Consider the following 25,861-nt stretch of genomic DNA (forward strand, 5'->3'; position numbering starts at 1 on the left):
CACATTACGAAGCGGCTGTTTGTTAGTCAATCCACGGCTCAGTTGGACTCCAGGGCGATCTTGGCCAGCTGCGGCGCCGGCTGATAGCCCGGGATCATCTTGCCATTGGCCAGGACGATGGCCGGCGTGCCGTTGACCCCGATCATCTGCCCCAGCTGGTACTGCTTGGCCACCGGGTTGTCGCAGTTGGCCTCGGGCACCGGCTGGCGGGTCTTGGCCAGGTTCATCGCCTCCTGCGGATCCTTGGCGCACCAGACATTGACCAGCTCCTTGGCCGCCGGACTGTTCAGCCCCTGACGCGGAAAGGCCAGGTAACGTACCTCGACGCCCAGGCGGTTGAGCTCGGGTACCTCGCTGTGCAGCTTCTGGCAGTAGCCGCAGTCGGTGTCGGTGAACACGGTGATATGGGTCTTCTTGTCCTGAGCTGCGAATACCACCATCTCCTCGACCGGGATGGCGTTGACCTGCTTGGCCACCGCGCGACTTTCCTCGATCTCGGTGAGGTTGATCGCCTTGCCGTCCTTGACCTGGAACAGGTAGCCCTGCAAGAGGAACTGGCCGTCGGCACTGGTGTAGAGCTGGCGCCCGCCCTTGAGCTGAACCTGATAGATGCCCGGCATCGGGCTCTCGGCGATGGCCTCGATCGGCAGGCGTGCATCCAGCGAGGTCAGGCTCTGGCGGATGGCCTGATCGGGATCGGCGGCCAGGCTGAGACTGCTGCCCAGCACCAGCGCCAGAGCAACGGAAATACGGGTCAGGGACATGAACACTCCTGTCGAACGAGGGACGGGCGAAGATCGATACAGCCTACCACAGATGGCCGGCCAGGCAGCTCGCTGACGACCGGACGGCAGGCCTAGCCACGCGGATGGTGCAGCGCGTGCAACTCCTGCAGGCGCGCCCTGGCGATATGGGTGTAGATCTGCGTGGTGGACAGGTCGCTATGGCCCAGCAGCATCTGCACCACGCGCAGGTCGGCGCCATGGTTGAGCAGGTGGGTGGCGAAGGCATGGCGCAGGGTGTGCGGCGACAGCGGCTTGGCGATGCCGGCCACCCGGGCCTGATGCTTGATCCGGTGCCAGAAGGTCTGGCGGGTCATCTGCTCGCCACGCAGACTGGGGAACAGCACGTCGCTGGGCTTGCCGCCGAGCAGCAGCGGGCGCGCCTCGCGGCTGTAGCGTTCGATCCAGGCGATGGCCTCCTCGCCCAGCGGCACCAGGCGTTCCTTGCTGCCCTTGCCGAACACCCGCAGCACGCCCTGGCGCAGGTTGACCTGCTCCAGGCTCAACGACACCAGCTCGGTCACCCGCAGGCCACAGGCATACAGCACCTCGAGCATGGCGCGGTCGCGCAGGCCGATGGGGTCGTCCAGATCCGGCGCCTGCAGCAGCGCCTCGACGTCCGCCTCGGACAGCGACTTGGGCAGCGGCCGGCCGATCTGCGGCAACTCGACCTGCAGGCTGGGGTCTTCGCCGATCAGCCCCTCGCGCAGCAGAAAGCGGTAGAAGCCGCGCAGCCCGGAGAGAAAACGCGCGGTGGAGCGCGCCTGATAGCCCTGCTCCAGGCGCCAGGCCAGGTGATCGAGCAGCGCCGCGCGGCCGATCTGCGCAAGCGCCAGGCCGCGCGCGTCGAGCCAGGCGTTGAAGTGTTCCAGGTCGCTGCGGTAGGCGGCACGGGTATGGGCGGACAGCCCCTTCTCGAACCACTGGGCCTCGAGGAAACGCTCGATCAAGGGATGGGACAGGGTGGCCATGAGGACTCTTCGCAGGCAGAGGGCGCCTAGTGTTCCACAGCCGAGACCGACAGGACGAGTGCAACCAATGGAAACAGCCGGACAACCGTCGGTCGGTCGTCGCGCCGCGTCATACGACCAGTGGCCCGACAAGCCTATCCTTGGTTGGGTGACAGCCGGAGTGGGCGGCGCCATGATTGCACCCTGCCATCACGCCACCGGTAGCGCCATGCCCAATCACGCCCACTCCCGTCTCGGCCAGATCCTGATCAACAAGGGCCTGATCACCCCCGCACAGCTGGACGCGGCGATCAAAGTGCAACTCGTCAGCCACAAGCGCCTGGGCGAAGTACTGATCGAGCAAGGGCTGCTGACCCAGAAGCAGCTGAGCAAGGCCCTGAAGAAGCAGAGCAACTTGCGCCTGGCCGCCACCCTGGTGGCCGCCCTGATGAGCCCCTTCCAGATGGCCAGCGCCGACATCCAGCGGCTGCAGCCGCCCAGCAGCATCAGCCGCCAAGAGACCACGCGGGGCATGCAGGCGCTGAGCGACACGGAAATGAGCGCGGTCAGCGCCCAGGGCCTGGACGACGCCCTGCAAGGCCTGCTACTGCGCGCCGAGAGCGGCGACGGCCTGGGCACGATCAAGCAGCTGGCCAAGCTGGTGATGCCGGCGCTGGACAACCTGGATGCCGAGACCGGCCTGCGCGACGTGCAGTACGACACCAGCAAGCTGCGTTCGACGCTGAACGACGACGGCTCGTTCAACGTCAACCTGCCCAGCTCCATCGGCGAACTGCGCTTCGACAATATCCGCGTCAAGGACGCCCCCGCCGGACAGAGCTTCGGCAGCCTTAGCCTGCACAACATCGACCTGTCGCAGGCCAGCCTGAAGATCAGCCTGCGCCCCTGACGCCCGCCTCCGGCGCAAAGCCCGGCAGCACCGGCACCGGCCTCTGCCGCTCGTCGACCGCGACGAAACTGAAACTGCCGCTGATGGCGCGCTCGCGCCCTTCCTGATACAGCCCCTCGACGAACACCTCGACCGCAACCTTGAGGCTGGTATTGCCCACCTTGCTCACCCGCCCGACCAGCTCGACGATGGAGCCGGCCGGAATCGCATGCTTGAAGTCGATGCGGTCGCTGGACACGGTGACCAGCGGCAAGCGGCAGAACCGCGTGGCGGCGATAAAGGACACCTCGTCCATCCAGGCCAGCGCCGTGCCACCGAACAGGGTGTTGTGGTGATTGGTACTCGGCGGGAACACCGCCTTGGTCACGCGGGTTTCCGACAGCGCGATGCGCCGCTGGATTTCTTGCTCTCTCGGACTCATGCCACTACTGCTCGCAATCGATGTGGTTCGGCCGGGCCGCGAAACCCGCCGGTCGACGGGCCCAGAAACGAAAAAAGCAGCCCGTAGGCTGCTTCTTTCAGAAAGGCGTCCGAACTTAGGACAGCTTTTCCTTGATGCGCGCGGCTTTGCCGGACAGGTCGCGCAGGTAGTACAGCTTGGCCTTGCGCACGTCGCCGCGACGCTTGACGCTCAGGCTGTCGACCAGCGGCGAGTAGGTCTGGAAGGTACGCTCGACGCCGACGCCGCTGGATATCTTGCGCACGGTGAAGGCGCTGTTCAGACCGCGGTTACGCTTGGCGATGACGACGCCTTCGAAGGCCTGCAGACGCTGACGGTCGCCTTCCTTCACTTTCACCTGAACGATCACGGTGTCGCCCGGGGCGAAGGTCGGGATCTCTTTGTTCATCTGCTCGGCTTCGAGCATCTGGATAATCTTGTTGGTCATGCTGCGCTCCTAAGACAAGCCTCCCGGCCTGCCATCGATACGTTAACTATCGTCCCGCTGGCGGATGTATTCCTCCAGCAGCTTTTTCTCTTCTCCAGAAAGCGAGCGGCTATCCAGAAGATCGGTGCGACGTTCCCAGGTCCGCCCAAGGGACTGCTGCAAACGCCAGCGCCGGATGTGTTCGTGGTTGCCACTAAGCAACACCTCGGGAACACGTTTATCCGCATACACCTCCGGACGGGTGTAGTGCGGGCAGTCGAGCAGGCCATCCGTAAAGGAGTCCTCCTCGGCCGAATCGGCATGACCCAATGCACCAGGCAAAAGGCGCGTCACCGCGTCGATCAGCACCATGGCCGGCAGCTCGCCGCCGGACAGGACGTAGTCGCCAATCGACCATTCCTCGTCGACATGCGTTTCGATGAAACGCTCGTCGATACCTTCGTAACGACCGGCGATCAGGATCAGTGCCTGCTCCTGCGCCAGCTCGCGGACCGCCGCCTGATTCAGACGACGCCCCTGCGGCGACAGGTAGATCACCTTCGCCGCCTCCCCCGCGGCCTGCCTGGCACTGGCCAGGGCGTCCTCGAGAGGCTTGATCTTCATCACCATCCCCGGGCCGCCGCCGAAGGGGCGGTCGTCCACCGTATGGTGGCGATCCGTGGTGTAGTCCCGCGGATTCCAGCAGTGCAGCTTGAGCAGCTCCTGCCTAACCGCACGACTGGTGATGCCGTACTCGCCGATGGCGGCAAACATTTCCGGGAACAGGGTGATGACTTCGACGCGCATAGGCCTTAGAAGTCCGCATCCCAGTCGACCCGCATCTCGCCGGCTGCCAGGTCCACCGCCAGCACGCACTGCCCGGTATAGGGCAATAGGCGCTCGCGCTCGTCCAGGCTGCCCGCGCAGGGCTTGACCACCATCACATCGTTGGCACCGGTCTCGAACAGATGATCGACCACGCCGAGCAACTGCCCCGCCTGATCGACGACCTTCAGACCTTGCAACTGGTACCAGTAGAACTCGCCATCATCCAGGTCGGGCAGCTCGCCACGCGGCACGCAAATCTCGAAACCGGCGTAGGTACGCGCAATCTCGCGATCGTCCAGACCTTTCAACTTGGCAACCAGCACCTTGCCCTGAAGGCGGCCGCTGGCCAGTTCCACTTGCTTTACCTCGCCGTCACGCCTGAGCGTCCAGCGCGGGTAATCGAGCACGTTATCGATGGGATCGGTAAAGGAATAGACCTTCACTTCGCCCCTGACGCCGTGCACCGAAACAATCTTGCCGAGAACCACCAGATCCTCGGCGACGGCCGGCGTCGTACTCATAAAAGTGCTTAGGCGGCAGCCTTGGCAGCTTCCTTGAGCAGCTGAGCAACACGCTCAGACGGCTGAGCGCCCTGGCCCAGCCAGTAGGTCGCGCGCTCCTGGTCGACGGACAGACGCACTTCGCCACCGGCAGCGATCGGGTTGAAGAAGCCGATGCGCTCAACGAAACGACCATCGCGCGCATTGCGGCTGTTGGTCACGGTCAGGTGGTAGAAGGGGCGCTTTTTGGAGCCGCCACGAGCAAGACGGATGGTTACCATGTGAACATCGTTCCTGTAGTCGGTGCTAACTTAAGGCACACACTTAAAATGGGCCTAGGCCCGAAAGGCCGCATATTTTAAGGATTATGCGGCGGTTTGCAAATCTCTTTTTCCGCCCGGCCATCGGCCGGGGCGCAGGCCCTAGAATTTCGGCATGCCGCCGCCGGGCAACATGCCGCCCATACCGCGCATCATCTTGGCCATGCCGCCCTTGGCGGTGAATTTCTTCATCATCTTCTGCATCTGCTTGTGCTGCTTGATCAGTCGGCCGATGTCCTGCACCTGGGTGCCGGAACCCAGGGCGATACGGCGCTTGCGCGAGCCGCTGATGATGTCCGGGTCGCGACGCTCGGCCGGGGTCATCGAATTGATGATCGCCTCCATCTGCTTGAACTGCTTCTCGGCCGCGCCCTGGGCGTTGCCCATCTGCGCCAGGTTGACCCCGCCGATGGACGGCAGCTTGTCCATCAGGCCGCCGAGGCCGCCCATGTTCTTCATCTGCTGCAGCTGGTCGCGGAAGTCTTCCAGGTCGAAGCCCTTGCCCTTCTTCAGCTTCTTGGTGAGCTTCTCGGCCTTCTCGCGGTCGAGGGTCTGCTCGGCCTGTTCGATCAGGCTGAGCACGTCGCCCATGCCGAGGATGCGCGAGGCAATACGATCCGGGTGGAAGGGCTCGAGCGCATCGCTCTTCTCGCCCATGCCGATGAACTTGATCGGCTTGCCGGTGATATGCCGCACCGACAGCGCGGCACCGCCGCGGGCATCGCCGTCGACCTTGGTCAGCACCACGCCGGTCAGCGACAGCGCGTCGCTGAAGGCCTTGGCGGTATTGGCGGCGTCCTGGCCGGTCATGGCATCGACCACGAACAGGGTTTCCACCGGTTTGACCGCGGCGTGCAGGGCCTGGATCTCGGCCATCATCTCGGCGTCGATGGCCAGACGACCGGCGGTATCGAGAATGACCACGTCGATGAACTTCAGCTTGGCTTCGCGGATCGCCGCATTGGCGATGTCCACCGGCTTCTGGCTGGCATCGGAGGGGAAGAAGGTCACGCCCAGGTCGCCAGCCAGGGTTTCCAGCTGCTTGATCGCCGCCGGACGGTAGACGTCGGCCGAGACCAGCAACACCGACTTCTTCTTGCGCTCCTTGAGGAACTTGGCCAGCTTGCCGGCAGTGGTGGTCTTGCCCGCCCCCTGCAGGCCGGCCATCAGTACCACGGCCGGCGGCGCGGCATTCAGCGCCAGATCCTCGTTGGCCGCGCCCATCAGCTCTTCGAGCTCGGCGCGGACGATCTTCACGAAGGCCTGGCCCGGGGTCAGGCTCTTCGACACCTCGGTGCCGACCGCGCGCTCCTTGACCTTGGCGACGAAGTCCTTGACCACCGGCAGGGCCACGTCGGCCTCGAGCAGGGCCATGCGCACTTCGCGCAGGGTGTCCTTGATGTTGTCTTCGCTGAGCTTGGCCTTGCCCGTGACGTTACGCAGGGTCTGGGACAGGCGATCGGTAAGATTTTCGAACATGCGCGTTCCTTTGGAAGTGCGGCTCGACCGGAGTCGGGTGTACGACAGGCGGCGGATTATAGCCAAGTCGCCGCGCCACCGACACCGCCAGCGGTCTTTCGTGCGGGCGATCATCTGTGCCACACTCAGCGCCTTTCGGGCTCGCCTTACACGGATTTATGCACCCTCTGCTGCCCAGCCTCGCCGCCGCCTGCCTGTACGCCGGCGCCGCCACCTACCAGGGCCTGCGCCTGACTCAGCGCAGCACCCCCGACAAGCGCCTGCTGGCGTTGCTCGGCGTGCTCGCCCTGTGCTTCCACGGCGGCAGCCTGTTCCTCCAGCTGCACGACGTCCACGGCCTGACCCTGGACTTCTTCAATGCCGCGAGCCTGATCGCCTACGCGGTGATTGCCCTGACCCTGCTGGCCTGCCTGCGCATCCCGGTGGAGAACCTGCTGCTGCTGTTCCCCCTGGGCGGGCTGACCGTGCTGGCTGCCGAGTTCCTGCCCTCGGGTACCATCCGCCCGATCGACGAACACCCTGGCATCCTGGCCCACATCCTGCTGTCGATCCTGGCCTACGGCATGCTCACCATCGCCGTGTTCCAGTCGATCCTGCTGCTGCTGCAGGACTATCAGCTCAAGCACAAGCACCCCTCCGGGCTGATCAAGAACTTCCCGCCGCTGCAGACCATGGAGAGCCTGCTGTTCGGCTTCCTCTGGGCCGGCTGGCTGCTGCTGTCGTTGTCGCTGCTGTCCGGCGCGCTGTTTCTCGACGACCTGCTCGCCCAGCACCTGGCGCACAAGACCATCCTTTCCAGCTTCGCCTGGGTGGTGTTCGCCGTGCTGCTGTGGGGTCGCCACCGCCTGGGCTGGCGCGGGCACAAGGCCATTCGCTGGACCCTGGCCGGGTTCTGCCTGCTGATGCTGGCCTACTTCGGCAGCAAGCTGGTGCGCGAATTCATACTGCACATCTGAGGCGCCTTCCTTGGACGACCTTCATGCGAGCTACCTGCTCGGCCTGCTGATCTTTCTCATCCTCTGCTCGGCGTTCTTCTCCAGCTCCGAGACCGGCATGCTCAGCCTCAACCGCTACCGGCTCAAGCACCTGGCCAAGGAAGGGCACAAGGGCGCCAAGCGGGTGACCCGCCTGCTCGATCGCCCGGACCGCCTGCTCGGCACCATCCTGGTCGGCAACAACGTGGTCAACATCCTCGCCGCCTCCATCGCCACGGTGCTGGCGGTGGATCTGTGGGGCGAGGCCGGCATCGCCATCGCCACCGCCGGCCTGACCATCGTCGTGCTGATCTTCGGCGAGATCACCCCCAAGACCCTGGCCGCGCTGCGCCCGGAACTGGTGGCCTTCCCCGCCAGCCGCCTGCTCAACCTGCTGCAGCGCCTGCTCTACCCGGTAGTCTGGCTGACCAGCGCGATCAGCAACGGCCTGCTGCGCCTGTTCGGCATCGACCCGGCGCAACGCGCCAGCGACAGCCTGTCCACCGAGGAACTGCGCAGCGTGGTGCGCGAGTCCGGCGCAGAGCTGCCGAAGAACCGGCAGAACATGCTGCTGGGCATCCTCGACCTGGAACGGGTGACGGTGGACGACATCATGATCCCGCGCAACGAGGTGGCCGGCATCGACCTGGACGACGACCTGGAAAGCATCGTCGGCCAGCTGCGCACCACCCCGCACACCCGCCTGCCGGTGTTCCGCGGCGACATCAACCAGATCGAGGGCGTGGTGCACATGCGCCAGATCGCCCGCCTGCTCAGCCACAACCAGCTGACCAAGGAAGCCCTGCTGGCAGCCTGCCACGAACCCTACTTCGTGCCGGAGAACACCCCGCTGTCGACCCAGCTGATCAACTTCCAGAAGCACAAGCGGCGCATCGGCATAGTGGTCGACGAGTACGGCGAGGTGATCGGCATCGTCACCCTGGAAGACATCCTCGAGGAGATAGTCGGCGACTTCAGCAACCAGGACAGCCTGCGTAGCCCCGACATCCACCCGCAGGACGACGGCACCTACGTGATCGACGGCGCCGCCTACATTCGCGAACTGAACAAGACCCTCGGCTGGCACCTGCCCAGCGAGGGCCCCAAGACCCTCAACGGCCTGATCACCGAGGCGCTGGAGAGCATTCCCGACAGCGCCGTGTGCCTGAAGATCGGTCCCTACCGCCTGGAGATCCTGCAGGCGACGGAGAACCGGGTGAAAAGCGTGCGGGTCTGGCAGACGGAAAAGCTCAAAGCGGACGCCGCAGCAGCGGAGTGAGACGCTCGGCCAGGCCCTCGGCCCACAGCCGGTAACCCAGCGCCGAGGGGTGATAGCCGTCCTCGGCCAGGTAACGCGGCTCGAACGGCAACTCCAGCGCGCAATACTCTGCCCCCAGACACCCACTGAGCCTGCGCAGCTCGGCGTCGAGCAGGCGCGCGCGCCAGCCCATCAGCTGGCGCAGCAGCCAGGGCAAGGCGCTGAAGTGCTGCAACGGCGGCACCGCGCTGAACGCCACGCGCACCCCGCGCCCGCGCAAGCCGTCGGCCATGCCGGCAAGCGCCTGCATCCAGCGCGCACTCGGCGTGAGATGGGTGGTGTCGTTGACGCCGAATACCAGCAAGGCCAACTCGGCCGGCTCGGCCAGTGCCTGCGGCAGCAGGCGCTCGTGAGCCTGGGCCGCGGTGATGCCGTTCTCGCCGCAGGCCCGCCAGCGCACCGGGCGCTGCAGACGCTCGGCCAGCGCCGCCGCCAGACAGGCGGCCAGGGCCTGCTCCAGGCTCGCCACACCAACGCCGGCCACGGTGGACTCGCCGATCAGCAGCAGGCGCAGCGGCTCGCCGGACCACTGCGCGCCGCACAGGCCGTGCGTCGCTCCCGACGCTGGCGGCAGACGTAACGCCGTGCGCCGGGTATGCAATGCCAGCGGCAGCGCCAATGGCAGCAGCGGCAGCGTCGCCAGCCACCACAGCGCGTGCCGGCTCACAGCTGCACGCGTACCGCGCGGGCGCTGCGCAGCGCCTTGGCCCGCGCCGCCTCGATCGACTCGTCGCGCGCCAGGGCCACGCCCATACGCCGCTGGCCCTTGACCTCGGGCTTGCCGAACAGACGCAGCGCGGTGTCCGCCTCGCTCAGCGCCGCGCCCAGATTGGCGAAACTGGCCTGCTGCGAGTCGCCTTCGACCAGAATCACCGCCGACGCCGACGGGCCCATCTGGCGGATCGCCGGAATCGGCAGGCCGAGAATGGCCCGCGCGTGCAGGGCGAACTCGGACAGTTCCTGGGAAATCAGCGTCACCAGGCCGGTGTCGTGCGGCCGTGGAGAAACCTCGCTGAACCACACCTGGTCGCCCTTGACGAACAGTTCGACGCCGAACAGCCCGCGACCACCGAGCGCCTCGGTCACCGCCAGCGCCACGCGCTCGGACTCGGCCTGCGCCTGCGCGCTCATCGCTTGCGGCTGCCAGGACTCCTGATAGTCACCATTCTCCTGACGGTGGCCAATCGGCGCGCAGAAGCTGGTGCCGCCGGCGTGGCGCACGGTAAGCAGGGTGATCTCGTAGTCGAAGTCGATAAACCCTTCCACGATGACCCTGCCCTTGCCGGCGCGCCCGCCTTCCTGGGCATAGTCCCAGGCGCGCTGCAGGTCGGCGTCGCTCTTCAGCACGCTCTGGCCCTTGCCGGAAGAACTCATGATCGGCTTGACCACGCAGGGGTAACCGACGGATTTCACCGCCGCGGCATAGTCCTCGAAGGTGTCGGCGAAATGGTAGGGCGAAGTGGGCAAGCCCAGCTCCTCGGCGGCCAGGCGACGGATGCCCTCGCGGTTCATGGTCAGCTGTGCGGCGCGTGCGGTGGGCACCACGTTGAAGCCCTCGGCCTCCAGCTCGACCAGGGTGGCGGTGGCGATGGCCTCGATCTCGGGCACGATGAAATGCGGCTGCTCGGCCTCGATCACCGCACGCAGGGCGGCGCCGTCGAGCATGTCGATCACGTGGCTGCGGTGCGCCACCTGCATGGCCGGGGCGTTGGCGTAACGGTCCACGCCTATCACCTCGCAGCCCAGGCGCTGCAACTCGATCACCACTTCCTTGCCGAGCTCGCCGCAGCCGCACAGCAGCACGCGGGTCGCGGAAGGCGACAGGGGGGTTCCAATACGGGGCATCAAGGGTTCCTCGAACAGAGAATCAGGAAGGCATCAGCAGATGACCGGAGGCGCGGGCACGCTGCAGACAGAGTTGCAACACCGCACGCCGCTCGGCGTTGTCCATGCGGCCCCAGCGGGTGATTTCGTCAGCCGTGCGCTGGCAACCGATGCAGACGTCCTGCTCGTCCAGCGCGCAGACCTGCACGCAGGGCGAGCGCACCGGCTTTTCCACATCACTCATCGTCAGGCACCAGTTCGCGGGCATAGCGCTGGGCGTTGTGCACGTAATGGGCGGCGCTGGCCTCGAGCATCTTCCTCTGCTGCTCGGTCAGTTCGCGCACCACCTTGCCGGGGCTGCCCATGACCAGGCTGCCGTCGGGAATCACCTTGCCTTCGGGAATCAGACTGTTGGCGCCGATGATGCAGTACTTGCCGATCCTGGCGCCGTTGAGGATCACGGCGTTGATGCCGATCAGGCTGTAATCGTCCACCGTGCAGCCATGCATCATCACCTTGTGCCCCACGGTGACGCCCTTGCCCAGGGTCAGCGGAAAGCCCATGTCGGTGTGCAGCACGCTGCCGTCCTGCACGTTGCTGTGCTCGCCGATATGGATCAGTTCGTTGTCGCCGCGCAGCACGGCGCCGAACCAGACGCTGGCGCCGGCCTCCAGGCGCACCTTGCCGATCAGGTCGGCGCTCGGCGCGACCCAGCTGTCGGGGTGGGCTTCGACACGGGAGCTTCCCAGGCGGTATTTCATGGCTCGGTTTTCCTCGACGGGTTCAACGCAGATGAATGAAGTGTTCGGGCGGCTGGTGCAGGGCGATCTGCGCGTCGTCGTACAGCAGATTGACCAGCTCCACCACCATGATCGCGGTCAGGCCCCAGATGCGGTACTCGCCATAGGTGTAGGACGGCACGTACCAGCTGTGCCCGAGGTAGTCGATACGGTGGGTCAATTCGCGCGGGTCATCGCGGAAGAACGCCAGCGGCACCGAGAACACCGAGGCGATCTCGGCATCGTTGGCCTTGTACTCCACGTAATCTGGCACCAGGCCGACATAGGGGGTGACCTGGATGCCGTGGCGCGACACCAGGCTGCTGAGCGGTCCTATCACCTCGACCAGCCCCGGCGGCAGGCCGATTTCCTCCTCGGCTTCGCGCAGGGCGGTATGCACCAGGTCGCGATCCTCCGGGTCGCGCCGACCGCCGGGGAAGGCCACCTCGCCACTGTGGGTCGACAAACCGCTGGCGCGCAGGGTCAGCACCAGTTCGGGTTCGTCACTGCGGGTGATGGGGACCAGCACCGCCGCCTCGGGGAAGCTGCGCTCGGTCTCCAGAGGGCGCGGCCGATGACCGCGCACGCGATGGAGCAACTCGTCCAGCATGGGCACACTCGGGGATTGTTATGCCCGGCATCATGGCATGAAAGCGGCGCCGCGCCCAAGCCCGAAGACAGGGCAAGGCGGCCGAGTTGGCGGGCTTGCCGGCCATGCCGCCGGCGCGCCAAGATAGTCCCAACAGGCCGAGGACAAGCCATGAAATATTGCAGCCAATGCGGCCAGCCGCTGACCCGGGCGATCCCCGTCGGCGACAACCGCCTGCGCCACGTGTGCAACCACTGCCATACGGTGCACTACGAGAACCCGCGCATCGTTGCCGGCTGCCTGCCGGTGTGGGGCGAGCAGGTGCTGCTGTGCCGCCGCGCCATCGAACCGCGCCGCGGCTACTGGACCCTGCCGGCCGGCTTCATGGAAAACGGCGAAACCATCGAGCAGGCGGCGGCAAGGGAAACCCTGGAAGAGGCCTGCGCGCGGGTGCGCGACCTCAATCTCTACACCCTGTTCGACCTGCCGCATATCAGCCAGGTGTACATGCTGTTTCGCGCCGAGCTGGTCGACCTGGATTTCGCCGTGGGCGAGGAAAGCCTCGAGGTGCGCCTGTTCGCCGAAGCGGAAATCCCCTGGTCGGAGCTGGCTTTCCCGACCATAGGCCGTACCTTAGAATGTTTCTTCGCCGACCGCCGGCAGAACCTGTTTCCGGTGCGCAACGAGCCGCTGGAAGCCCTGCGCGCTCATTACCGACCCCGTTGACCCCTTGCCGAGAAGTATTCCGATGCGCTGGCTGTTGCCCCTGTTGTGCCTGACCCTCAGCCTGAACGTGCAGGCCAACGCCACCCCCATCGACGCCACGCGCCAGGTGGACAAGGTGCTGGTGCTCAAGTCCGAACGCCAGCTGCACCTGCAGCGACGCGGCGAGACCATCAAGTCCTACCGCATCTCCCTCGGCAAGCAGCCCAACGGCGCCAAGCAGCGCGAAGGCGACCTGCGCACGCCGGAAGGCTTCTACTGGATCGACTGGCGCAAGGCCAGCGACAAGTACCAGCTATCGCTGCACATCTCCTACCCCAACGCCCGCGACCTGGCCAACGCGAGCCAGGCCGGCGTGCCGCCGGGCGGCATGATCATGATCCACGGCACGCCGCTGGACGAGGAATACCCCGAGTGGTTCTTCCATACCCTGGACTGGACCGAAGGCTGCATCGCCATGAAGAACGACGACATGCGCGAGGTGTGGGAGCTGGTCAAGGACGGCACGCTGATCGAGATCCGCCCCTAGGGTGTCGCGGGGCCGCCCAGGCCGTGCGCACCGCATGAACGATATCTCCGCACCACACCCCCTAGAACTGCAGATCCGACAGGCGCCAGACATCGAACGCCGGCGTCTCGTAGGGATGGGACTGCTTGAGCGCCTTGACCGCATCGTGGATCAGCTCGTCGGCCACCACCAGCTCGACCTTCCACTCCGCCACCTGCTCGACGCCGCCGATCTGGCCGAGAAACGGCTGGCTGCCCTCCAGCGCACGGAACTGGCCCTGGCCGAGCGCCTGCCAGCAGCAGCTGTCGTAGCGGCCGATGCGGCCGCCGCCGGCGGCGAACACCGCCTTCTTCACCGGCTCCAGATGGCTTTCCGGCACGTAAAAACACAGTTTGTACATCAAGTTCTCCGCAGATGGGGCAACCGAACAACAGACAAGCCATGACGCCGAAATGATGGCATTTTGCCTCAGCGCAATACTGAGAACCACCTCGGAAATTCCGCATCCGCCAGCTCGTTCGTTACTTTCGACTCGCCGCCCGGGCAGGCGTTCCGCGGCCTCAGGCCTTGCCGATAAAGCGCCGCCACTTGTCGCCCAGACCGGGCGCCGGCGGACTGTGGCTGCCATCGCAATAGGGTAGATCGGCCGAACGGCCGCAGCGGCAGAGCAGCAGACGCTGTTCGCGCTCGGCGGTCAGCCGCAACGCCTCGGCGCAGGTGCGGTTGCAGTCGGGCAAGGCCGAGGAAGCTCCGCAGCGGCAGAGGCGCAGGCAATCCCCCGGACGAACCAGGCGGACTTCGGGAAGGATGGGTGGAGCATCGTCGGCCATGGGGGGGGGCCTGCCGGTGTAGCCCGGATGAAATCCGGGAGGGATTGCACGTGCTTCCCCGGATTGCATCCGGCGAGGGGATTTGCAAACCCTCTCCCGCATGCGGGAGAGGGTCAGCGGAAGGCCGCTGCGCGGCCGCTTTTAGTTCACCCAGACGCGGGCGTTGCGGAACATGCGCATCCAGCCGCCGTCTTCCTGCCACTCGTCCGGGCGCCAGGAGTTCTGCACGGCGCGGAACACCCGCTCCGGGTGCGGCATCATGATGGTCACACGGCCGTCGCGACTGGTCAGGCCGGTGATGCCGCGCGGCGAACCGTTGGGGTTGGCCGGGTAGCTCTCGGTGACCTTGCCGTGGTTGTCGACATAGCGCAGGGCCACGGTGCCGGACAGATCGGCTTCCAGCAGCGCCTCCTCGCTCTCGAACTCGGCATGGCCTTCGCCGTGGGCGATGGCGATCGGCAGACGCGAGCCGGCCATGCCCTGCAGGAAGATCGACGCCGATTCCTGGATCTGCACCATGGCCACGCGCGCCTCGAACTGCTCGGAGCGGTTGCGCACGAAGTGCGGCCAGAACTCGGTGCCGGGGATCAGCTCGTGCAGGTTGCTCATCATCTGGCAGCCGTTGCACACGCCGAGGGCGAAGCTGTCGCGCCGCTCGAAGAAGCCCTGGAAGGCATCGCGCGCGCGGGCGTTGAACAGCACGGACTTGGCCCAGCCCTCGCCGGCGCCGAGCACGTCGCCATAGGAGAAGCCGCCGCAGGCCACCAGCCCCTTGAACTCTTCCAGGCTGACGCGGCCGGCGAGGATGTCGCTCATATGCACGTCGACGGCGGCGAAGCCGGCGCGGTCGAATGCCGCGGCCATCTCCACCTGACCGTTGACGCCCTGCTCGCGGAGGATCGCCACCTGCGGCCGTACGCCCTTCTTGATATAGGGCGCGGCCACGTCCTGGTTGACGTCGAAGCCGAGCTTGACCGACAGACCGGGGTTGTCCTCTTCCAGCAGCAGGTCGAACTCCTGATCGGCGCCCTGGGCGTTGTCGCGCAGGCGCTGGATGCGGTAGCTGGTCTCGGCCCACTGACGCTGCAGCAGGCGACGCTCGCCGGTGAACACCGGCTCGCCGTTGAAGCTGATGCCGATTTCGCCGTTGTTCACCGCCTGGCCGATCACCGCCACGCAGTCGCCCAGACCGGCGGCGCTGAACTGCGCCAGCACTTCCGGAGTGGCGTCCTGGCGCACCTGGATCACCGCACCCAGCTCCTCGTTGAACAGCACGGCCGGCAGCTCGGCGCTGGCGTCGGCCAGCGCGTCGAGGTTCAGCGCCAGGCCGCAGTGACCGGCGAAGGCCATTTCCAAGACGGTGGTCAGCAGACCGCCGTCGGAGCGGTCATGGTAGGCCAGCAGATGGCCGTCGGCGTTCAGGCCCTGGATCACGGCGAAGAAGGCCTTGAGGTCCTCGGCGTCGTCGAGATCCGGCGCCTGCTGGCCGATCTGCGCGTAGACCTGCGCCAGGATCGAGCCACCCATGCGGTTCTGCCCGCGGCCGAGGTCGATCAGGATCAGGTCGGTCTCGCCCTTGTCCATGCGCAGTTGCGGGGTCAGGGTCTGGCGGATGTCCTGCACAGGGGCGAAGCCGGAAATCACCAGCGACAGCGGCGCGGTGACGCTCTTGTCGACGCCCGCGTCCTGCCAGCGGGTCTTCATCGACATGGAGTCCTTGCCCACCGGAATGGTGATGCCGAGCTGCGGACACAGCTCCATACCGACCGCCTTGACGGTGTCATAGAGACGGGCGTCTTCGCCGGGGTGGCCGGCGGCTGCCATCCAGTTGGCCGACAGCTTGATGTCGGACAGCTTGCCGATACGCGCCGCGGCCAGGTTGGTGATGGTCTCGCCCACCGCCATGCGGCCCGACGCCGGGGCGTCGAGCAGCGCCAGCGGGGTGCGCTCGCCCATGGCCATGGCTTCGCCGGTATAGACGTCGAAGCTGGTGGCGGTCACCGCGCAGTCGGCCACCGGTACCTGCCAGGGGCCGACCATCTGGTCGCGGGCCACCAGGCCGGTGATGCTGCGGTCGCCGATGGTGATCAAAAAGCTCTTGCTGGCCACGGCCGGGTGACGCAGCACGCGCTCCAGCGCTTCGTCGATCGCCACGCCGGCGGCGTCGAAATCATCGCCCTGCTCGGCTTCGCGAGCGACGCTGCGGTGCATGCGCGGCGGCTTGCCGAGCAGCACTTCCAGCGGCATGTCCACCGGTGTGTTGCCGAAGTGGCTGTCGGTCACGGTCAGCTGCGGTTCGGCAATGGCCTCGCCGACCACGGCGAAGGGGCAGCGTTCGCGTTCGCAGATGGCCTTGAAGCGCTCGAAGTCGGCCGCATCGACCGACATCACGTAGCGTTCCTGGGATTCGTTGCACCAGATTTCCAGCGGGCTCATGCCCGGCTCGTCGTTGGGCACCTTGCGCAGCTCGAAGCGACCGCCGCGGCCACCGTCGTTGATCAGCTCCGGCAGGGCATTGGAGATACCGCCGGCGCCGACGTCGTGGATGAACTTGATCGGGTTGGCCTCGCCCAGCTGCCAGCAGCGGTCGATGACCTCCTGGCAGCGGCGTTCCATTTCCGGGTTCTCGCGCTGCACCGAGGCGAAGTCCAGGTCGGCCGAGCTGGCGCCGGTGGCCATCGACGAGGCGGCGCCGCCGCCCAGGCCGATCAGCATGGCTGGGCCGCCGAGCACGATCAGCTTGGCGCCGACGCTGATTTCACCTTTCTGCACATGGTCTTCGCGGATGTTGCCGAGGCCGCCGGCGAGCATGATCGGCTTGTGGTAGCCGCGCACTTCCTCGCCGCGCGGGCTCTGCACGGCCTGCTCGAAGGTGCGGAAGTAGCCGTTGAGCGCCGGACGACCGAACTCGTTGTTGAACGCGGCGCCGCCCAGCGGGCCCTCGATCATGATGTCCAGCGCGGTGACGATGCGCTCGGGCTTGCCGTAGGGCTTCTCCCAGGGCTGCACGAAATCGGGGATGTTCAGGTTGGAGACCGAGAAACCGGTCAGGCCGGCCTTGGGCTTGGCGCCGCGACCGGTGGCGCCCTCGTCGCGGATCTCGCCGCCGGAGCCGGTGGAAGCGCCCGGGAACGGTGCGATGGCGGTCGGGTGGTTGTGGGTTTCCACCTTCATCAGGATGTGCACCGGCTCGACGCTGGCGCCGTACTCGCGAGTCTCCGGGTTGGGGAAGAAACGCCCGGCGGTGAAGCCTTCGATCACCGAGGCGTTGTCCTTGTAGGCGCTCAGCACTCCTTCGCGGTTCATCTCGTAGGTGTTCTTGATCATGCCGAACAGCGACTTGTCCTGAGCCTGGCCGTCGATGTCCCAGCTGGCGTTGAAGATCTTGTGCCGGCAGTGCTCGGAGTTGGCCTGGGCGAACATCATCAGCTCGATGTCGTGCGGGTTGCGCCCCAGCTCGGTGAAGCTCTTGACTAGGTAGTCGATCTCGTCCTCGGCCAGGGCCAGGCCCAGATCCTGGTTGGCCTGTTCCAGCGCGGCGCGGCCGCCGCCGAGGATGTCCACCGCGGTCAGCGGCTTGGGCTGGGCATGGCTGAACAGCGCCGCGGCGTCTTCCAGGGCGTTCAACACCAGCTGGGTCATGCGGTCGTGCAGCAAGGCGGCGACGGCGGCGCTGTCGGCTTCGCTCAGCTCGCCGGCCACGTAATAGGCGATGCCGCGCTCCAGGCGCTGGATCTTGGCCAGACCGCAATTACGGGCGATGTCGCTGGCCTTGCTCGACCAGGGCGAGATGGTGCCGAAGCGCGGGATGGTCAGGAACAGCTTGCCGCGGGGCTCCTGCACCGGCACGCTGGGGCCGTACTTGAGCAGACGGGCGAGCACCTGTTCCTCGTCGGCGTTGAGCACGCCGGTGACGTCGGCGAAATGCGCGAACTCGGCGTACAGCCCGGTCACGGCCGGCACCTTGCTGGTCAGTTGCTCGAGCAATTTGCCATGGCGGAAAGCGGAAAGGGCGGGAGCGCCGCGCAGAATCAACATCGTCGGAACAGCCTCTGGGAAGGGGGAGTGCTAGAGGCCGTGCATTCTAGCCTAAAGCGCCGCCCGCGGCACCCGTGGCCTGGCGCTTTCAAGACGGATGCGCGCTAGCAGAGAAGCGCGCCGCTGTCGAGATATGGCGCCGCCAGCGCTTTGCGTATACTGCGCCGATGTTTGCACGACCTGCGATACGCATGCGTTGCGCCACAGGGCTGTTGGCGATTGGAATCCTCCTGATGCTCGGCGGCTGTGGCGAAGAACTCAAGCCCAGCGTACTCGAGCAGGTAAAGGCGGAGGGTGAGCTGCGCGTGATCACCCGTAACAGCCCGGCCACCTATTTCCAGGACCGCAACGGCGATACCGGCTTCGAATACGAGCTGGCCAAGCGCTTCGCCACCGATCTGGGCCTGGAGCTGAAGGTCGAAACCGCCGACAACCTCGGCAGCCTGTTCGCCAGCCTCGGCCGCCCCAACGGTCCGGTGCTGGCCGCCGCCGGGCTGGTGGAAACACCGGCGCGGCAGAGCCAGGCGCGCTTCTCCATTCCCTATCTGGAAGTCACCCCGCAGGTCGTCTACCGCCAGGGCCAGCCACGCCCGACCAAGGCCGCCGACCTGGTCGGCAAGCGCATCCTGGTGCTGGCCGGCAGCAGCCACGCCGAACAGCTGGCCGCCCTCAAGCTGGAAGTGCCGGAGCTGGCCTTCGAGGAATCCGACGCGGTGGAAGTGGTCGACCTGCTGCGCATGGTCGACGAGGGCCAGATCGACCTGACCCTGGTCGACTCCAACGAGCTGGCGATGAACCAGGTGTACTTCCCCAACGTGCGCGTCGCCTTCGACCTCGGCGAGGCCAACCACATGCGCTGGGCGGTGGCGCCCGGCGAGGACGACAGCCTGCTGCAGGAGGCCAACGCCTTCCTCGAGCGGGCCGAGGCCAACGGCACCCTGCAACGCCTGAAGGAGCGCTACTACGGCCATGTCGACGTGCTCGGCTACGTCGGCGCCTACACCTTCGCCCAGCACCTGCAAAAGCGCCTGCCGCGGTACGAACAGATGTTTCGCCAGGCCGCCCGCGCCAACCAGGTGGACTGGCGCCTGCTGGCCGCCATGGGCTATCAGGAATCGCTGTGGCAACCCAACGCCACCTCCAAGACCGGCGTACGCGGGCTGATGATGCTGACCCAGCGCACCGCGCAGTCGGTCGGCGTGTCCAATCGCCTCGATCCCAAGCAGAGCATCGATGGCGGCGCACGCTACTTCGTCCAGGTCTACGAGCAGTTGCCAGAAGGCATCGAGGAGCCGGATCGCACCTGGTTCGCCCTGGCCGCCTACAACGTCGGCGGCGGCCACCTGGAGGATGCGCGCAAGCTCACCGAGGCCGAGGGACTGAACCCCAACAAGTGGGCCGACGTACAGAAGATCCTGCCGCGCCTGGCGCAAAAGCAGTGGTACAGCAAGACCCGTTACGGCTACGCCCGCGGCGGCGAGCCAGTGCATTTCGTGCGCAACATCCGCCGCTACTACGACATTCTCACCTGGGTGACCCAGCCGCAGCTGGAAGGCACCCAGGTGGCCGAGCGCGGCGTGCACCTGCCGGGCATCGACAAGCGCCAGCCCAGCGAAGAGACCCCGCCGCTCTGATTCAGCCGCGCCGAACCTTGAAAAACGCCTTCAGCAACGCCCCGCTCTCCTCCGCCAGCAGCCCCCCCTCCACCAGCACCCGGTGATTGAGAAAGTCCTGCTCGAAGAACTGGCCCTGGCTGATCGCCACCCCGGCCCGCGGCTCGCTGGCGGCGTAGACCACGCGGGCGATGCGCGCATGCACGATCAGCCCGGCGCACATGCTGCAGGGCTCCAGGGTCACGTACAGGGTGCTGCCGGGCAGGCGGTAGTTCTGCGCGGACTCGGCCGCTGCGCGGATCGCCACCATCTCGGCATGGGCGCTGGGATCACTGCGCGAGATCGGGCAGTTGAAGCCGCGGCCAACGACCTCGCCCGCCTGCACCAGCACCGCGCCCACCGGCACCTCGCCCTGCTCCGCGCCCAGGCGTGCCTGGGCCAGCGCCTCACGCATGAAATGCTCGTCGCGCGAGCGGTCGATGATCTGCGGTCTTTTCATTGAATCAATCCGTAGGGCGGAAAACCGCGCGGCGGTTTCCACCCATCAAGCTTGCGACTGCCAAAACGGCGCCCACCCTACACCACTTCGATCGCCGCCATCAGCCCGGTTTCCATATGGTCGATGACGTGGCAGTGGAACATCCACACCCCGGGATTATCGGCCACCAGCGCCACCCTGGCGGTCTCGTTCCTGCCCAGCAGATAGGTATCGGTGAACCAGGGCTCCGCGATGCGTCGCCGGTTGGAGCCCAGCACCTTGAAGGTCATGCCGTGCAGATGAATGGGGTGCTGGTACTGGCTGAGGTTGCGCAACTCGAGGATATAGCTCCGGCCGCGCTGCAGGGTGGCGACGGGGCGCTCGTAGCAGTTCTTGTCGGCGATATCCCAGGCCTGGCCGTTGATCTGCCAGAAACTGTGCGCGGCGCCCTGCTCCAGGCCGACCGAGACGGCGCCGGCCCACTCGAAGTTGAAGCGCAGGGTCTCGGCACTGGCCAGGTCCGGCTCGGCCACCGGGTTGGCCGGCAGCGCCGCCGGCCAGTCACCGGCCGGCTCGCTGGACGCCACCGAACGCAGGGTGGCCAGACGCAGCGGGCCGTTGCGCAGCGGCAACGCCTGGCCGGCCGGCGGCACCTTGAGGCCCAGCTCGATACGCATGCCCGGCCCCAGCCAGTACTCCTTGCCCAGCGGCCGCGGCGTCACCGGATTGCCGTCCAGCGCGTAGATGCGCGCCTCGCCGCCCGGCAGGTTGAGGCGATAGGTCAGGGTGTTGTCCAGGTTGAGCAGACGCAGGCGCACCACCTGGCCGGCCGGCAGTTCCACAGTCGGCGCATGCACGCCGTTGACCGTGCTCAGCACGCCGGGCGTGCCGCCGCGCGCCGCCTCGCGCGGCACGCTGAAGGCGGTGAAGGCGCCCTGCCCGTCCACGTGCCAGCTCTTCAGGCTCAGCGTGCGCTCGTGGCGAAAGCCGGTGGGCTGACGCTCCTCGACGATCAGCGGGCCGACCAAGCCGCGCCCCAGCTGCTCGCCGCTGGCGCTATGCGGGTGATACCAGAAGCTGCCGGCATCCGGCACGCGGAACACATAGTCGAAATACTCCCCCGGTAGCACCGGCAACTGCGAGAGATAGGGCACGCCGTCCATCTCCAGCGGCAGACGAATGCCGTGCCAGTGAATGGTGGTGGGCTCCGGCAACTGGTTGATGAAGCGCACCCGCAGCCAGTCGCCCTGGCGTGCGCGCAACTCCAGCCCCGGCGCCTGGCCGCCATAGGCCCAGGCCGGCGTCTGGTGCCCGGGTACCAGCTCGATATCCAGCGGCGCGGCGATCAACTCGTAGTCGTGGCTGGCGCTCTGGCTGCGGCGCAACCAGTAACCGGCACCGCCGAGGGCGAGCAGGCTGACGCCGCCGAGGCCGGCGAGAATTTGTCTGCGGGAAAAGGTCATGGTCGTATCCGTGGCCCGGCGGCAATCCGGGAAGGCCGCACCCGGCTGGCATCCGGGCTATAAGTTGCGACATCTTCTCATTTCCAACGCCAGGCTGACGACCCCGGAAACGAGACAGGTTGCCGCAGCGGCCGACAGAAACGACAAGGGCAGCTTGCGCTGCCCCTGTCGGTCACTTCACTCCCACTCGATGGTGGCAGGCGGCTTGCTCGACACGTCGTAGGTGACGCGGGAGATGCCTTCGATTTCGTTGATGATGCGGCCGCTGACGGTTTCCAGCAGTTCGTAGGGCAGGTGCGCCCAGCGCGCGGTCATGAAGTCCACGGTTTCCACGGCGCGCAGGGCGACGACCCAGGCGTAGCGGCGACCGTCGCCGACCACGCCGACCGATTTCACCGGCTGGAACACCACGAAGGCCTGGCTGGTCTTGTGGTACCAGTCGGCCTTGCGCAGCTCTTCGATGAAGATATGGTCGGCGCGGCGCAGCAGGTCGGCGTATTCCTTCTTCACTTCGCCGAGGATGCGCACGCCCAGGCCCGGGCCCGGGAAGGGGTGGCGGTAGACCATGTCGTAGGGCAGGCCCAGTTCCAGGCCGATCTTGCGCACCTCGTCCTTGAACAGTTCGCGCAGCGGCTCGACCAGCTTGAGGTTCATTTCCTCCGGCAGGCCGCCGACGTTGTGGTGGCTCTTGATCACGTGGGCCTTGCCGCTCTTGGCGCCAGCCGACTCGATCACGTCCGGGTAGATGGTGCCCTGGGCGAGGAACTGGATGTTGGGAAGCTTGCTGGCCTCGGCATCGAACACATCGATAAAGGTGCGGCCGATGATCTTGCGCTTCTTCTCCGGGTCGGCCTCGCCGGCCAGGTTGTTGAGGAACTGCTCTTCGGCGTTGGCGCGGATCACCTTGACGCCCATGTTCTCGGCGAACATGGCCATCACCTGCTCGCCTTCGTGCAGGCGCAGCAGGCCGTTGTCGACGAACACGCAGGTCAGCTGGTCGCCGATGGCCTTGTGCAGCAAGGCGGCGACCACCGAGGAGTCGACGCCGCCGGACAGGCCGAGCAGCACGTTGGCGTCGCCGACCTGGGCGCGCACCGCGGCGATCGCGTCGTCGACGATGTTGGCCGGGGTCCACAGGGCCTCGCAGCCGCTGATCTCCAGGACGAAGCGCGAGAGGATGCGGCCGCCCTGCTTGGTGTGGGTCACTTCCGGGTGGAACTGCACGCCGTAGTAGTGGCGGGCGTCGTCGCTCATGGCGGCGATCGGGCAGCTCGGGGTGCTGGCGAGGATATGGAAGCCCTCGGGCATGCGGGTGACCTTGTCGCCGTGGCTCATCCACACGTCGAGGCCGAGCACGCCGTCGGCGTCGACATGGTCCTCGATGCCTTCGAGCAGCTGGCTCTTGCCGACCACGTCGACGCGGGCGTAGCCGAACTCGCGCAGGTCGGAACCTTCCACCTTGCCGCCGAGCTGCTCGGCCATGGTCTGCATGCCGTAGCAGATGCCCAGCAACGGCACGCCGAGGTCGAACACGGCTTGCGGCGCGCGCGGGCTACCCTCCTCGTGCACCGACTCCGGGCCGCCGGCGAGGATGATGCCGCGCGGGGCGAAGGCGCGGATGTCCTCGTCGCTCATGTCCCAGGGGTGCAGTTCGCAATAGACGCCGATCTCGCGCACGCGGCGGGCGATCAGTTGGGTGTACTGGGAACCGAAGTCCAGAATCAGGATGCGGTGGGCGTGAATGTCGTGGGCCATGGCCGTCTCTCGTAGGTATTCACAAATGACACGGGGCTGATCGAACAGCCCCGTTATTCATAGCATTGCGGCGAATCAACCGACCCGATAGTTCGGGGCTTCCTTGGTGATCTGCACGTCGTGCACGTGCGACTCGGCCATGCCGGCGCCGGTGATGCGCACGAACTCCGGCTTGGTGCGCATCTCTTCGATGGTGGCGCAGCCGGTGTAGCCCATGGAGGCGCGCAGGCCGCCCATCAGCTGATGGACGATGGCGGCCATGGCGCCCTTGTACGGCACGCGGCCTTCGATACCTTCCGGCACCAGTTTCTCGGCACCGGCCGAGGAGTCCTGGAAGTAGCGATCCGAGGAGCCCTGCGCCTGCGCCATGGCGCCCAGCGAGCCCATGCCGCGGTAGGCCTTGTAGGAACGGCCCTGGAACAGTTCGACTTCGCCCGGGGCTTCTTCGGTGCCGGCCAGCATGGAGCCGATCATCACCGCGGAAGCGCCGGCGACTATGGCCTTGGACAGGTCGCCGGAGAAGCGGATGCCGCCGTCGGCGATCAGCGGTACGCCGCTACCGGCCAGGGCGGCGGCGACGTTGGCCACGGCGCTGATCTGCGGCACGCCGACGCCGGCGACGATACGGGTGGTGCAGATCGAGCCCGGACCGATGCCGACCTTGACGCCGTCGGCGCCGGCTTCGACCAGGGCCTTGGCGGCATCGCCGGTGGCGATATTGCCGCCGATCACCTGGACTTCCGGGAAGGTCTGCTTGACCCAGCGCACGCGGTCGATCACGCCCTTGGAGTGGCCGTGGGCGGTGTCGACGATGATCACGTCGACGCCGGCGTTGACCAGCGCGGCGACGCGGTCGCCGGTATCGGCGCCGGTGCCGACGGCAGCGCCGACGCGCAGGCGACCCTGGTCGTCCTTGCTCGCCAGCGGGTAGGCCTTGGCCTTCTCGATGTCCTTGACGGTCATCATGCCCTTGAGGGTGAAGGCGTCGTCGACGATCAGCACCTTCTCGATGCGGTGCTTGTGCAGCAGCTCGCGCACGGTTTCCTTGGCGGCGCCTTCCTTGACGGTGACCAGACGCTCTTTCGGCGTCATCACCTCGCGCACCAGGGCGTCCAGGCGGTTCTCGAAGCGCACGTCGCGGGAGGTGACGATGCCCACCAGGTCACCGTTGGAGAGCACCGGCACACCGGAGATGTTGTTCTGCCGGGTCAGCTCGAACAGGTCGCGCACGGTGGCGTCGGCCTCGATGGTGATCGGGTCCTTGACCACGCCGGCCTCGAACTTCTTGACCTTGCGCACCTCGGCAGCCTGCTGCTCGATGGTCATGTTCTTGTGGATGATGCCGATGCCGCCTTCCTGGGCCATGGCGATGGCCAGGCGCGCCTCGGTGACGGTGTCCATGGCGGCGGACAGCAGCGGGATATTCAGTTCGATGCCGCGGGTCAGGCGGGTCTTCAGGCTGACGTCCTTGGGCAACACCTCGGAATAACCGGGGATGAGCAGGACGTCGTCGAAAGTGAGTGCTTCTTGGCTGATGCGCAGCATGGCGGGCTCCCGGGCGGGAAAATAAGAAGCGCGGCATTATACCCAGCCACCCCCGCCCGCTCAATGCAAAGTGTGGCAGGTGCGGCCAGAAAACGGCCGACCGGTCAGTGGGCAGACGCCCTGCCCTATCCGACCTCGGCCAATCCGCCCTCAGCAGTCGACCCGCACCAGGCGCACGGCGAAGCCGATGCGCTCGGCCAGTTCGTCGAGAAAGTCCTGGCGAAAGCCGGCATCCGCCCAGTTGTTGAACACCAGGCCCAGGTCGGAGAAGCCGCAGGGCTGCAGGAACAGGAAGCCGTTGATATCGTCCTCAAAGCCGCATTCGGGGCAGGCGAAGTTGTCGGTCTCCCCCGGCCACCAGCGTTCCAGGCTGTCGAACAGCGGCGGGCCGATCTCCTGGCGGCACTCGGGGCAGCCGGCTTCTTCGCGAAAGCCCTGGGTCGGGGTGTAGATGCAGCGCTTGGTCACCAGCTCCAGGCCGTTGATCGGCCGGCCGAACGGCAGCCGCTCCGGGCGCTCGACCACCCGCCGCGCACCCGCGGCGATGGCGAAGGCCATGCGATTGCCGCTGCGCCCGCAGGTGCTGACATGCGTCTGGACGATCTCGCGCTGCGCCAGCCAGCGCAGCAGGCGCGCGGCCAACGCCTCGTTGCCCGGCAGGCTGGAGATCTGCGGCACGATGATGGCCTGGTTCTCGCCCATGGCGTGCTCCATACGAAGAAAAGTCGCGCAGCTTAGCGGTAGTGGTGTAGCGGTCAACTATGGCCGCGACGCCAAAGCCTTTATCAT

General features: G+C 66.5%; 27 protein-coding genes. 6 read left to right on the forward strand and 21 right to left on the reverse strand.

Going from position 1 to position 25,861, the window contains the following annotated elements; all coding sequences use genetic code 11:
• Window positions 1-38 precede the first annotated feature (38 nt).
• Both EA796_RS12185 and xerD read right to left on the reverse strand, forming a co-directional pair.
• Window positions 39-764 (reverse strand): thioredoxin fold domain-containing protein, encoded by a 726-nt coding sequence (locus EA796_RS12185; RefSeq protein WP_021446142.1) that lies wholly within the window; start codon window positions 762-764, stop codon window positions 39-41.
• Window positions 765-856: 92 nt separating this feature from the next.
• Entirely contained in the window at window positions 857-1,753 is an 897-nt protein-coding gene (gene xerD / locus EA796_RS12190) for a site-specific tyrosine recombinase XerD (protein ID WP_122108802.1), read from the reverse strand.
• Window positions 1,754-1,961: 208 nt separating this feature from the next.
• Between xerD and EA796_RS12195 the strand changes: the two genes are divergently transcribed.
• Entirely contained in the window at window positions 1,962-2,642 is a 681-nt protein-coding gene (locus tag EA796_RS12195) for a hypothetical protein (protein ID WP_122108803.1), read from the forward strand.
• Here the strand turns inward: EA796_RS12195 and EA796_RS12200 are convergent.
• The 6 genes from EA796_RS12200 to ffh form a co-directional block, all read right to left on the reverse strand.
• Window positions 2,626-3,063 carry an acyl-CoA thioesterase gene (locus EA796_RS12200; protein WP_122108804.1) on the reverse strand — a complete coding sequence of 146 codons (438 nt, stop codon included), beginning with the start codon at window positions 3,061-3,063 and terminating at the stop codon, window positions 2,626-2,628. The genes EA796_RS12195 and EA796_RS12200 overlap by 17 nt on opposite strands.
• 115 nt (window positions 3,064-3,178) lie before the next feature.
• Window positions 3,179-3,529 carry a 50S ribosomal protein L19 gene (rplS, locus tag EA796_RS12205; protein ID WP_106736850.1) on the reverse strand — a complete coding sequence of 117 codons (351 nt, stop codon included), beginning with the start codon at window positions 3,527-3,529 and terminating at the stop codon, window positions 3,179-3,181.
• Between the two features lie 42 nt (window positions 3,530-3,571).
• Complete coding sequence (gene trmD / locus EA796_RS12210) at window positions 3,572-4,315, reverse strand: tRNA (guanosine(37)-N1)-methyltransferase TrmD (protein ID WP_021446147.1); 744 nt, start codon at window positions 4,313-4,315, stop codon at window positions 3,572-3,574.
• Window positions 4,316-4,320: 5 nt separating this feature from the next.
• Complete coding sequence (gene rimM / locus EA796_RS12215) at window positions 4,321-4,857, reverse strand: ribosome maturation factor RimM (protein WP_021446148.1); 537 nt, start codon at window positions 4,855-4,857, stop codon at window positions 4,321-4,323.
• A gap of 8 nt (window positions 4,858-4,865) precedes the next feature.
• Window positions 4,866-5,117 (reverse strand): 30S ribosomal protein S16, encoded by a 252-nt coding sequence (gene rpsP, locus EA796_RS12220; RefSeq protein WP_003246162.1) that lies wholly within the window; start codon window positions 5,115-5,117, stop codon window positions 4,866-4,868.
• 141 nt (window positions 5,118-5,258) lie between these two features.
• Window positions 5,259-6,635, reverse strand: a complete 1,377-nt coding sequence (ffh, locus tag EA796_RS12225; RefSeq protein ID WP_122108805.1) for a signal recognition particle protein — start codon at window positions 6,633-6,635, stop codon at window positions 5,259-5,261.
• Window positions 6,636-6,793: 158 nt separating this feature from the next.
• Between ffh and EA796_RS12230 the strand changes: the two genes are divergently transcribed.
• Window positions 6,794-7,591, forward strand: coding sequence for an inner membrane protein YpjD (locus EA796_RS12230; RefSeq protein ID WP_122108806.1), 798 nt, complete (start codon window positions 6,794-6,796; stop codon window positions 7,589-7,591).
• Window positions 7,592-7,601: 10 nt separating this feature from the next.
• Entirely contained in the window at window positions 7,602-8,888 is a 1,287-nt protein-coding gene (locus EA796_RS12235) for an HlyC/CorC family transporter (protein ID WP_021446151.1), read from the forward strand.
• Here the strand turns inward: EA796_RS12235 and EA796_RS12240 are convergent.
• Genes EA796_RS12240 through EA796_RS12260 form a run of 5 tightly spaced genes read right to left on the reverse strand, consistent with a single transcriptional unit; the run spans window position 8,860 to window position 12,140 of the window.
• On the reverse strand, window positions 8,860-9,594 hold the full coding sequence (locus EA796_RS12240; protein WP_122108807.1) for an SGNH/GDSL hydrolase family protein: 735 nt from the start codon (window positions 9,592-9,594) through the stop codon (window positions 8,860-8,862). The genes EA796_RS12235 and EA796_RS12240 overlap by 29 nt on opposite strands.
• Window positions 9,591-10,772, reverse strand: a complete 1,182-nt coding sequence (purT, locus tag EA796_RS12245) for a formate-dependent phosphoribosylglycinamide formyltransferase (RefSeq protein ID WP_122108808.1) — start codon at window positions 10,770-10,772, stop codon at window positions 9,591-9,593. Before purT ends, EA796_RS12240 begins: the two co-directional genes overlap by 4 nt.
• Before the next feature lie 22 nt (window positions 10,773-10,794).
• Entirely contained in the window at window positions 10,795-10,995 is a 201-nt protein-coding gene (locus EA796_RS12250) for a DUF1289 domain-containing protein (protein WP_122108809.1), read from the reverse strand.
• Complete coding sequence (locus EA796_RS12255; RefSeq protein WP_122108810.1) at window positions 10,988-11,512, reverse strand: gamma carbonic anhydrase family protein; 525 nt, start codon at window positions 11,510-11,512, stop codon at window positions 10,988-10,990. The genes EA796_RS12250 and EA796_RS12255 overlap by 8 nt, the downstream gene beginning before the upstream one ends.
• A 22-nt stretch (window positions 11,513-11,534) precedes the next feature.
• Complete coding sequence (locus EA796_RS12260) at window positions 11,535-12,140, reverse strand: CoA pyrophosphatase (RefSeq protein ID WP_021444538.1); 606 nt, start codon at window positions 12,138-12,140, stop codon at window positions 11,535-11,537.
• A 150-nt stretch (window positions 12,141-12,290) separates the two neighbouring features.
• Here EA796_RS12260 and EA796_RS12265 point away from each other — a divergent pair, with 150 nt between their 5' ends.
• Together EA796_RS12265 and EA796_RS12270 are read left to right on the forward strand one after the other, a co-directional pair.
• Window positions 12,291-12,845, forward strand: coding sequence for an NUDIX hydrolase (locus tag EA796_RS12265; RefSeq protein WP_122108811.1), 555 nt, complete (start codon window positions 12,291-12,293; stop codon window positions 12,843-12,845).
• 22 nt (window positions 12,846-12,867) lie between these two features.
• Entirely contained in the window at window positions 12,868-13,371 is a 504-nt protein-coding gene (locus EA796_RS12270) for a murein L,D-transpeptidase family protein (protein WP_021444540.1), read from the forward strand.
• Window positions 13,372-13,432: 61 nt separating this feature from the next.
• Here EA796_RS12270 and EA796_RS12275 read toward each other — a convergent pair whose 3' ends face one another.
• The 3 genes from EA796_RS12275 to purL all read right to left on the reverse strand — a co-directional run bounded on the left by EA796_RS12275 (window position 13,433) and on the right by purL (window position 18,218).
• A complete protein-coding gene (locus EA796_RS12275; RefSeq protein WP_122108812.1) occupies window positions 13,433-13,750 on the reverse strand; it encodes a YqfO family protein in 318 nt (105 codons plus the stop codon).
• Between the two features lie 160 nt (window positions 13,751-13,910).
• Window positions 13,911-14,180 (reverse strand): CDGSH iron-sulfur domain-containing protein, encoded by a 270-nt coding sequence (locus EA796_RS12280; protein ID WP_031303259.1) that lies wholly within the window; start codon window positions 14,178-14,180, stop codon window positions 13,911-13,913.
• A 141-nt stretch (window positions 14,181-14,321) separates the two neighbouring features.
• Window positions 14,322-18,218: a phosphoribosylformylglycinamidine synthase gene (gene purL / locus EA796_RS12285; RefSeq protein ID WP_122108813.1), complete on the reverse strand. Its 3,897-nt coding sequence runs from the start codon at window positions 18,216-18,218 to the stop codon at window positions 14,322-14,324.
• A gap of 167 nt (window positions 18,219-18,385) precedes the next feature.
• On the opposite strand from purL, the gene mltF reads away from it, so the two are divergent.
• Entirely contained in the window at window positions 18,386-19,852 is a 1,467-nt protein-coding gene (gene mltF, locus EA796_RS12290) for a membrane-bound lytic murein transglycosylase MltF (RefSeq protein WP_122108814.1), read from the forward strand.
• 1 nt (window position 19,853) lies between these two features.
• Here mltF and tadA read toward each other — a convergent pair whose 3' ends face one another.
• The 5 genes from tadA to EA796_RS12315 form a co-directional block, all read right to left on the reverse strand.
• Window positions 19,854-20,330 carry a tRNA adenosine(34) deaminase TadA gene (gene tadA, locus EA796_RS12295; RefSeq protein WP_122108815.1) on the reverse strand — a complete coding sequence of 159 codons (477 nt, stop codon included), beginning with the start codon at window positions 20,328-20,330 and terminating at the stop codon, window positions 19,854-19,856.
• Between the two features lie 77 nt (window positions 20,331-20,407).
• Window positions 20,408-21,772, reverse strand: a complete 1,365-nt coding sequence (locus tag EA796_RS12300) for a multicopper oxidase family protein (RefSeq protein ID WP_122108816.1) — start codon at window positions 21,770-21,772, stop codon at window positions 20,408-20,410.
• Window positions 21,773-21,949: 177 nt separating this feature from the next.
• On the reverse strand, window positions 21,950-23,527 hold the full coding sequence (guaA, locus tag EA796_RS12305; RefSeq protein ID WP_122108817.1) for a glutamine-hydrolyzing GMP synthase: 1,578 nt from the start codon (window positions 23,525-23,527) through the stop codon (window positions 21,950-21,952).
• Window positions 23,528-23,602: 75 nt separating this feature from the next.
• Window positions 23,603-25,072, reverse strand: a complete 1,470-nt coding sequence (guaB, locus tag EA796_RS12310) for an IMP dehydrogenase (protein ID WP_021444550.1) — start codon at window positions 25,070-25,072, stop codon at window positions 23,603-23,605.
• Window positions 25,073-25,222: 150 nt separating this feature from the next.
• A complete protein-coding gene (locus tag EA796_RS12315) occupies window positions 25,223-25,774 on the reverse strand; it encodes a sugar ABC transporter ATPase (protein ID WP_122108818.1) in 552 nt (183 codons plus the stop codon).
• Window positions 25,775-25,861: the final 87 nt, after the last annotated feature.

The sequence above is a fragment of the Pseudomonas sp. AOB-7 genome (assembly GCF_003696305.1).
In the GTDB taxonomy this organism is placed as follows: Bacteria; Pseudomonadota; Gammaproteobacteria; order Pseudomonadales; family Pseudomonadaceae; genus Aquipseudomonas.

What these genes read in the sequence shown, in the direction of transcription:
- EA796_RS12185 (WP_021446142.1), bottom strand. Translation starts at nt 764, where the DNA reads ATGTCCCTGACCCGTATTTCCGTTGCTCTGGCGCTGGTGCTGGGCAGC.
- xerD (WP_122108802.1), bottom strand. Translation starts at nt 1,753, where the DNA reads ATGGCCACCCTGTCCCATCCCTTGATCGAGCGTTTCCTCGAGGCCCAG.
- EA796_RS12195 (WP_122108803.1), top strand. Translation starts at nt 1,962, where the DNA reads ATGCCCAATCACGCCCACTCCCGTCTCGGCCAGATCCTGATCAACAAG.
- EA796_RS12200 (WP_122108804.1), bottom strand. Translation starts at nt 3,063, where the DNA reads ATGAGTCCGAGAGAGCAAGAAATCCAGCGGCGCATCGCGCTGTCGGAA.
- rplS (WP_106736850.1), bottom strand. Translation starts at nt 3,529, where the DNA reads ATGACCAACAAGATTATCCAGATGCTCGAAGCCGAGCAGATGAACAAA.
- trmD (WP_021446147.1), bottom strand. Translation starts at nt 4,315, where the DNA reads ATGCGCGTCGAAGTCATCACCCTGTTCCCGGAAATGTTTGCCGCCATC.
- rimM (WP_021446148.1), bottom strand. Translation starts at nt 4,857, where the DNA reads ATGAGTACGACGCCGGCCGTCGCCGAGGATCTGGTGGTTCTCGGCAAG.
- rpsP (WP_003246162.1), bottom strand. Translation starts at nt 5,117, where the DNA reads ATGGTAACCATCCGTCTTGCTCGTGGCGGCTCCAAAAAGCGCCCCTTC.
- ffh (WP_122108805.1), bottom strand. Translation starts at nt 6,635, where the DNA reads ATGTTCGAAAATCTTACCGATCGCCTGTCCCAGACCCTGCGTAACGTC.
- EA796_RS12230 (WP_122108806.1), top strand. Translation starts at nt 6,794, where the DNA reads ATGCACCCTCTGCTGCCCAGCCTCGCCGCCGCCTGCCTGTACGCCGGC.
- purT (WP_122108808.1), bottom strand. Translation starts at nt 10,772, where the DNA reads ATGCCCCGTATTGGAACCCCCCTGTCGCCTTCCGCGACCCGCGTGCTG.
- EA796_RS12250 (WP_122108809.1), bottom strand. Translation starts at nt 10,995, where the DNA reads ATGAGTGATGTGGAAAAGCCGGTGCGCTCGCCCTGCGTGCAGGTCTGC.
- EA796_RS12255 (WP_122108810.1), bottom strand. Translation starts at nt 11,512, where the DNA reads ATGAAATACCGCCTGGGAAGCTCCCGTGTCGAAGCCCACCCCGACAGC.
- EA796_RS12260 (WP_021444538.1), bottom strand. Translation starts at nt 12,140, where the DNA reads ATGCTGGACGAGTTGCTCCATCGCGTGCGCGGTCATCGGCCGCGCCCT.
- EA796_RS12265 (WP_122108811.1), top strand. Translation starts at nt 12,291, where the DNA reads ATGAAATATTGCAGCCAATGCGGCCAGCCGCTGACCCGGGCGATCCCC.
- EA796_RS12270 (WP_021444540.1), top strand. Translation starts at nt 12,868, where the DNA reads ATGCGCTGGCTGTTGCCCCTGTTGTGCCTGACCCTCAGCCTGAACGTG.
- EA796_RS12275 (WP_122108812.1), bottom strand. Translation starts at nt 13,750, where the DNA reads ATGTACAAACTGTGTTTTTACGTGCCGGAAAGCCATCTGGAGCCGGTG.
- EA796_RS12280 (WP_031303259.1), bottom strand. Translation starts at nt 14,180, where the DNA reads ATGGCCGACGATGCTCCACCCATCCTTCCCGAAGTCCGCCTGGTTCGT.
- purL (WP_122108813.1), bottom strand. Translation starts at nt 18,218, where the DNA reads ATGTTGATTCTGCGCGGCGCTCCCGCCCTTTCCGCTTTCCGCCATGGC.
- mltF (WP_122108814.1), top strand. Translation starts at nt 18,386, where the DNA reads ATGTTTGCACGACCTGCGATACGCATGCGTTGCGCCACAGGGCTGTTG.
- tadA (WP_122108815.1), bottom strand. Translation starts at nt 20,330, where the DNA reads ATGAAAAGACCGCAGATCATCGACCGCTCGCGCGACGAGCATTTCATG.
- EA796_RS12300 (WP_122108816.1), bottom strand. Translation starts at nt 21,772, where the DNA reads ATGACCTTTTCCCGCAGACAAATTCTCGCCGGCCTCGGCGGCGTCAGC.
- guaA (WP_122108817.1), bottom strand. Translation starts at nt 23,527, where the DNA reads ATGGCCCACGACATTCACGCCCACCGCATCCTGATTCTGGACTTCGGT.
- guaB (WP_021444550.1), bottom strand. Translation starts at nt 25,072, where the DNA reads ATGCTGCGCATCAGCCAAGAAGCACTCACTTTCGACGACGTCCTGCTC.
- EA796_RS12315 (WP_122108818.1), bottom strand. Translation starts at nt 25,774, where the DNA reads ATGGGCGAGAACCAGGCCATCATCGTGCCGCAGATCTCCAGCCTGCCG.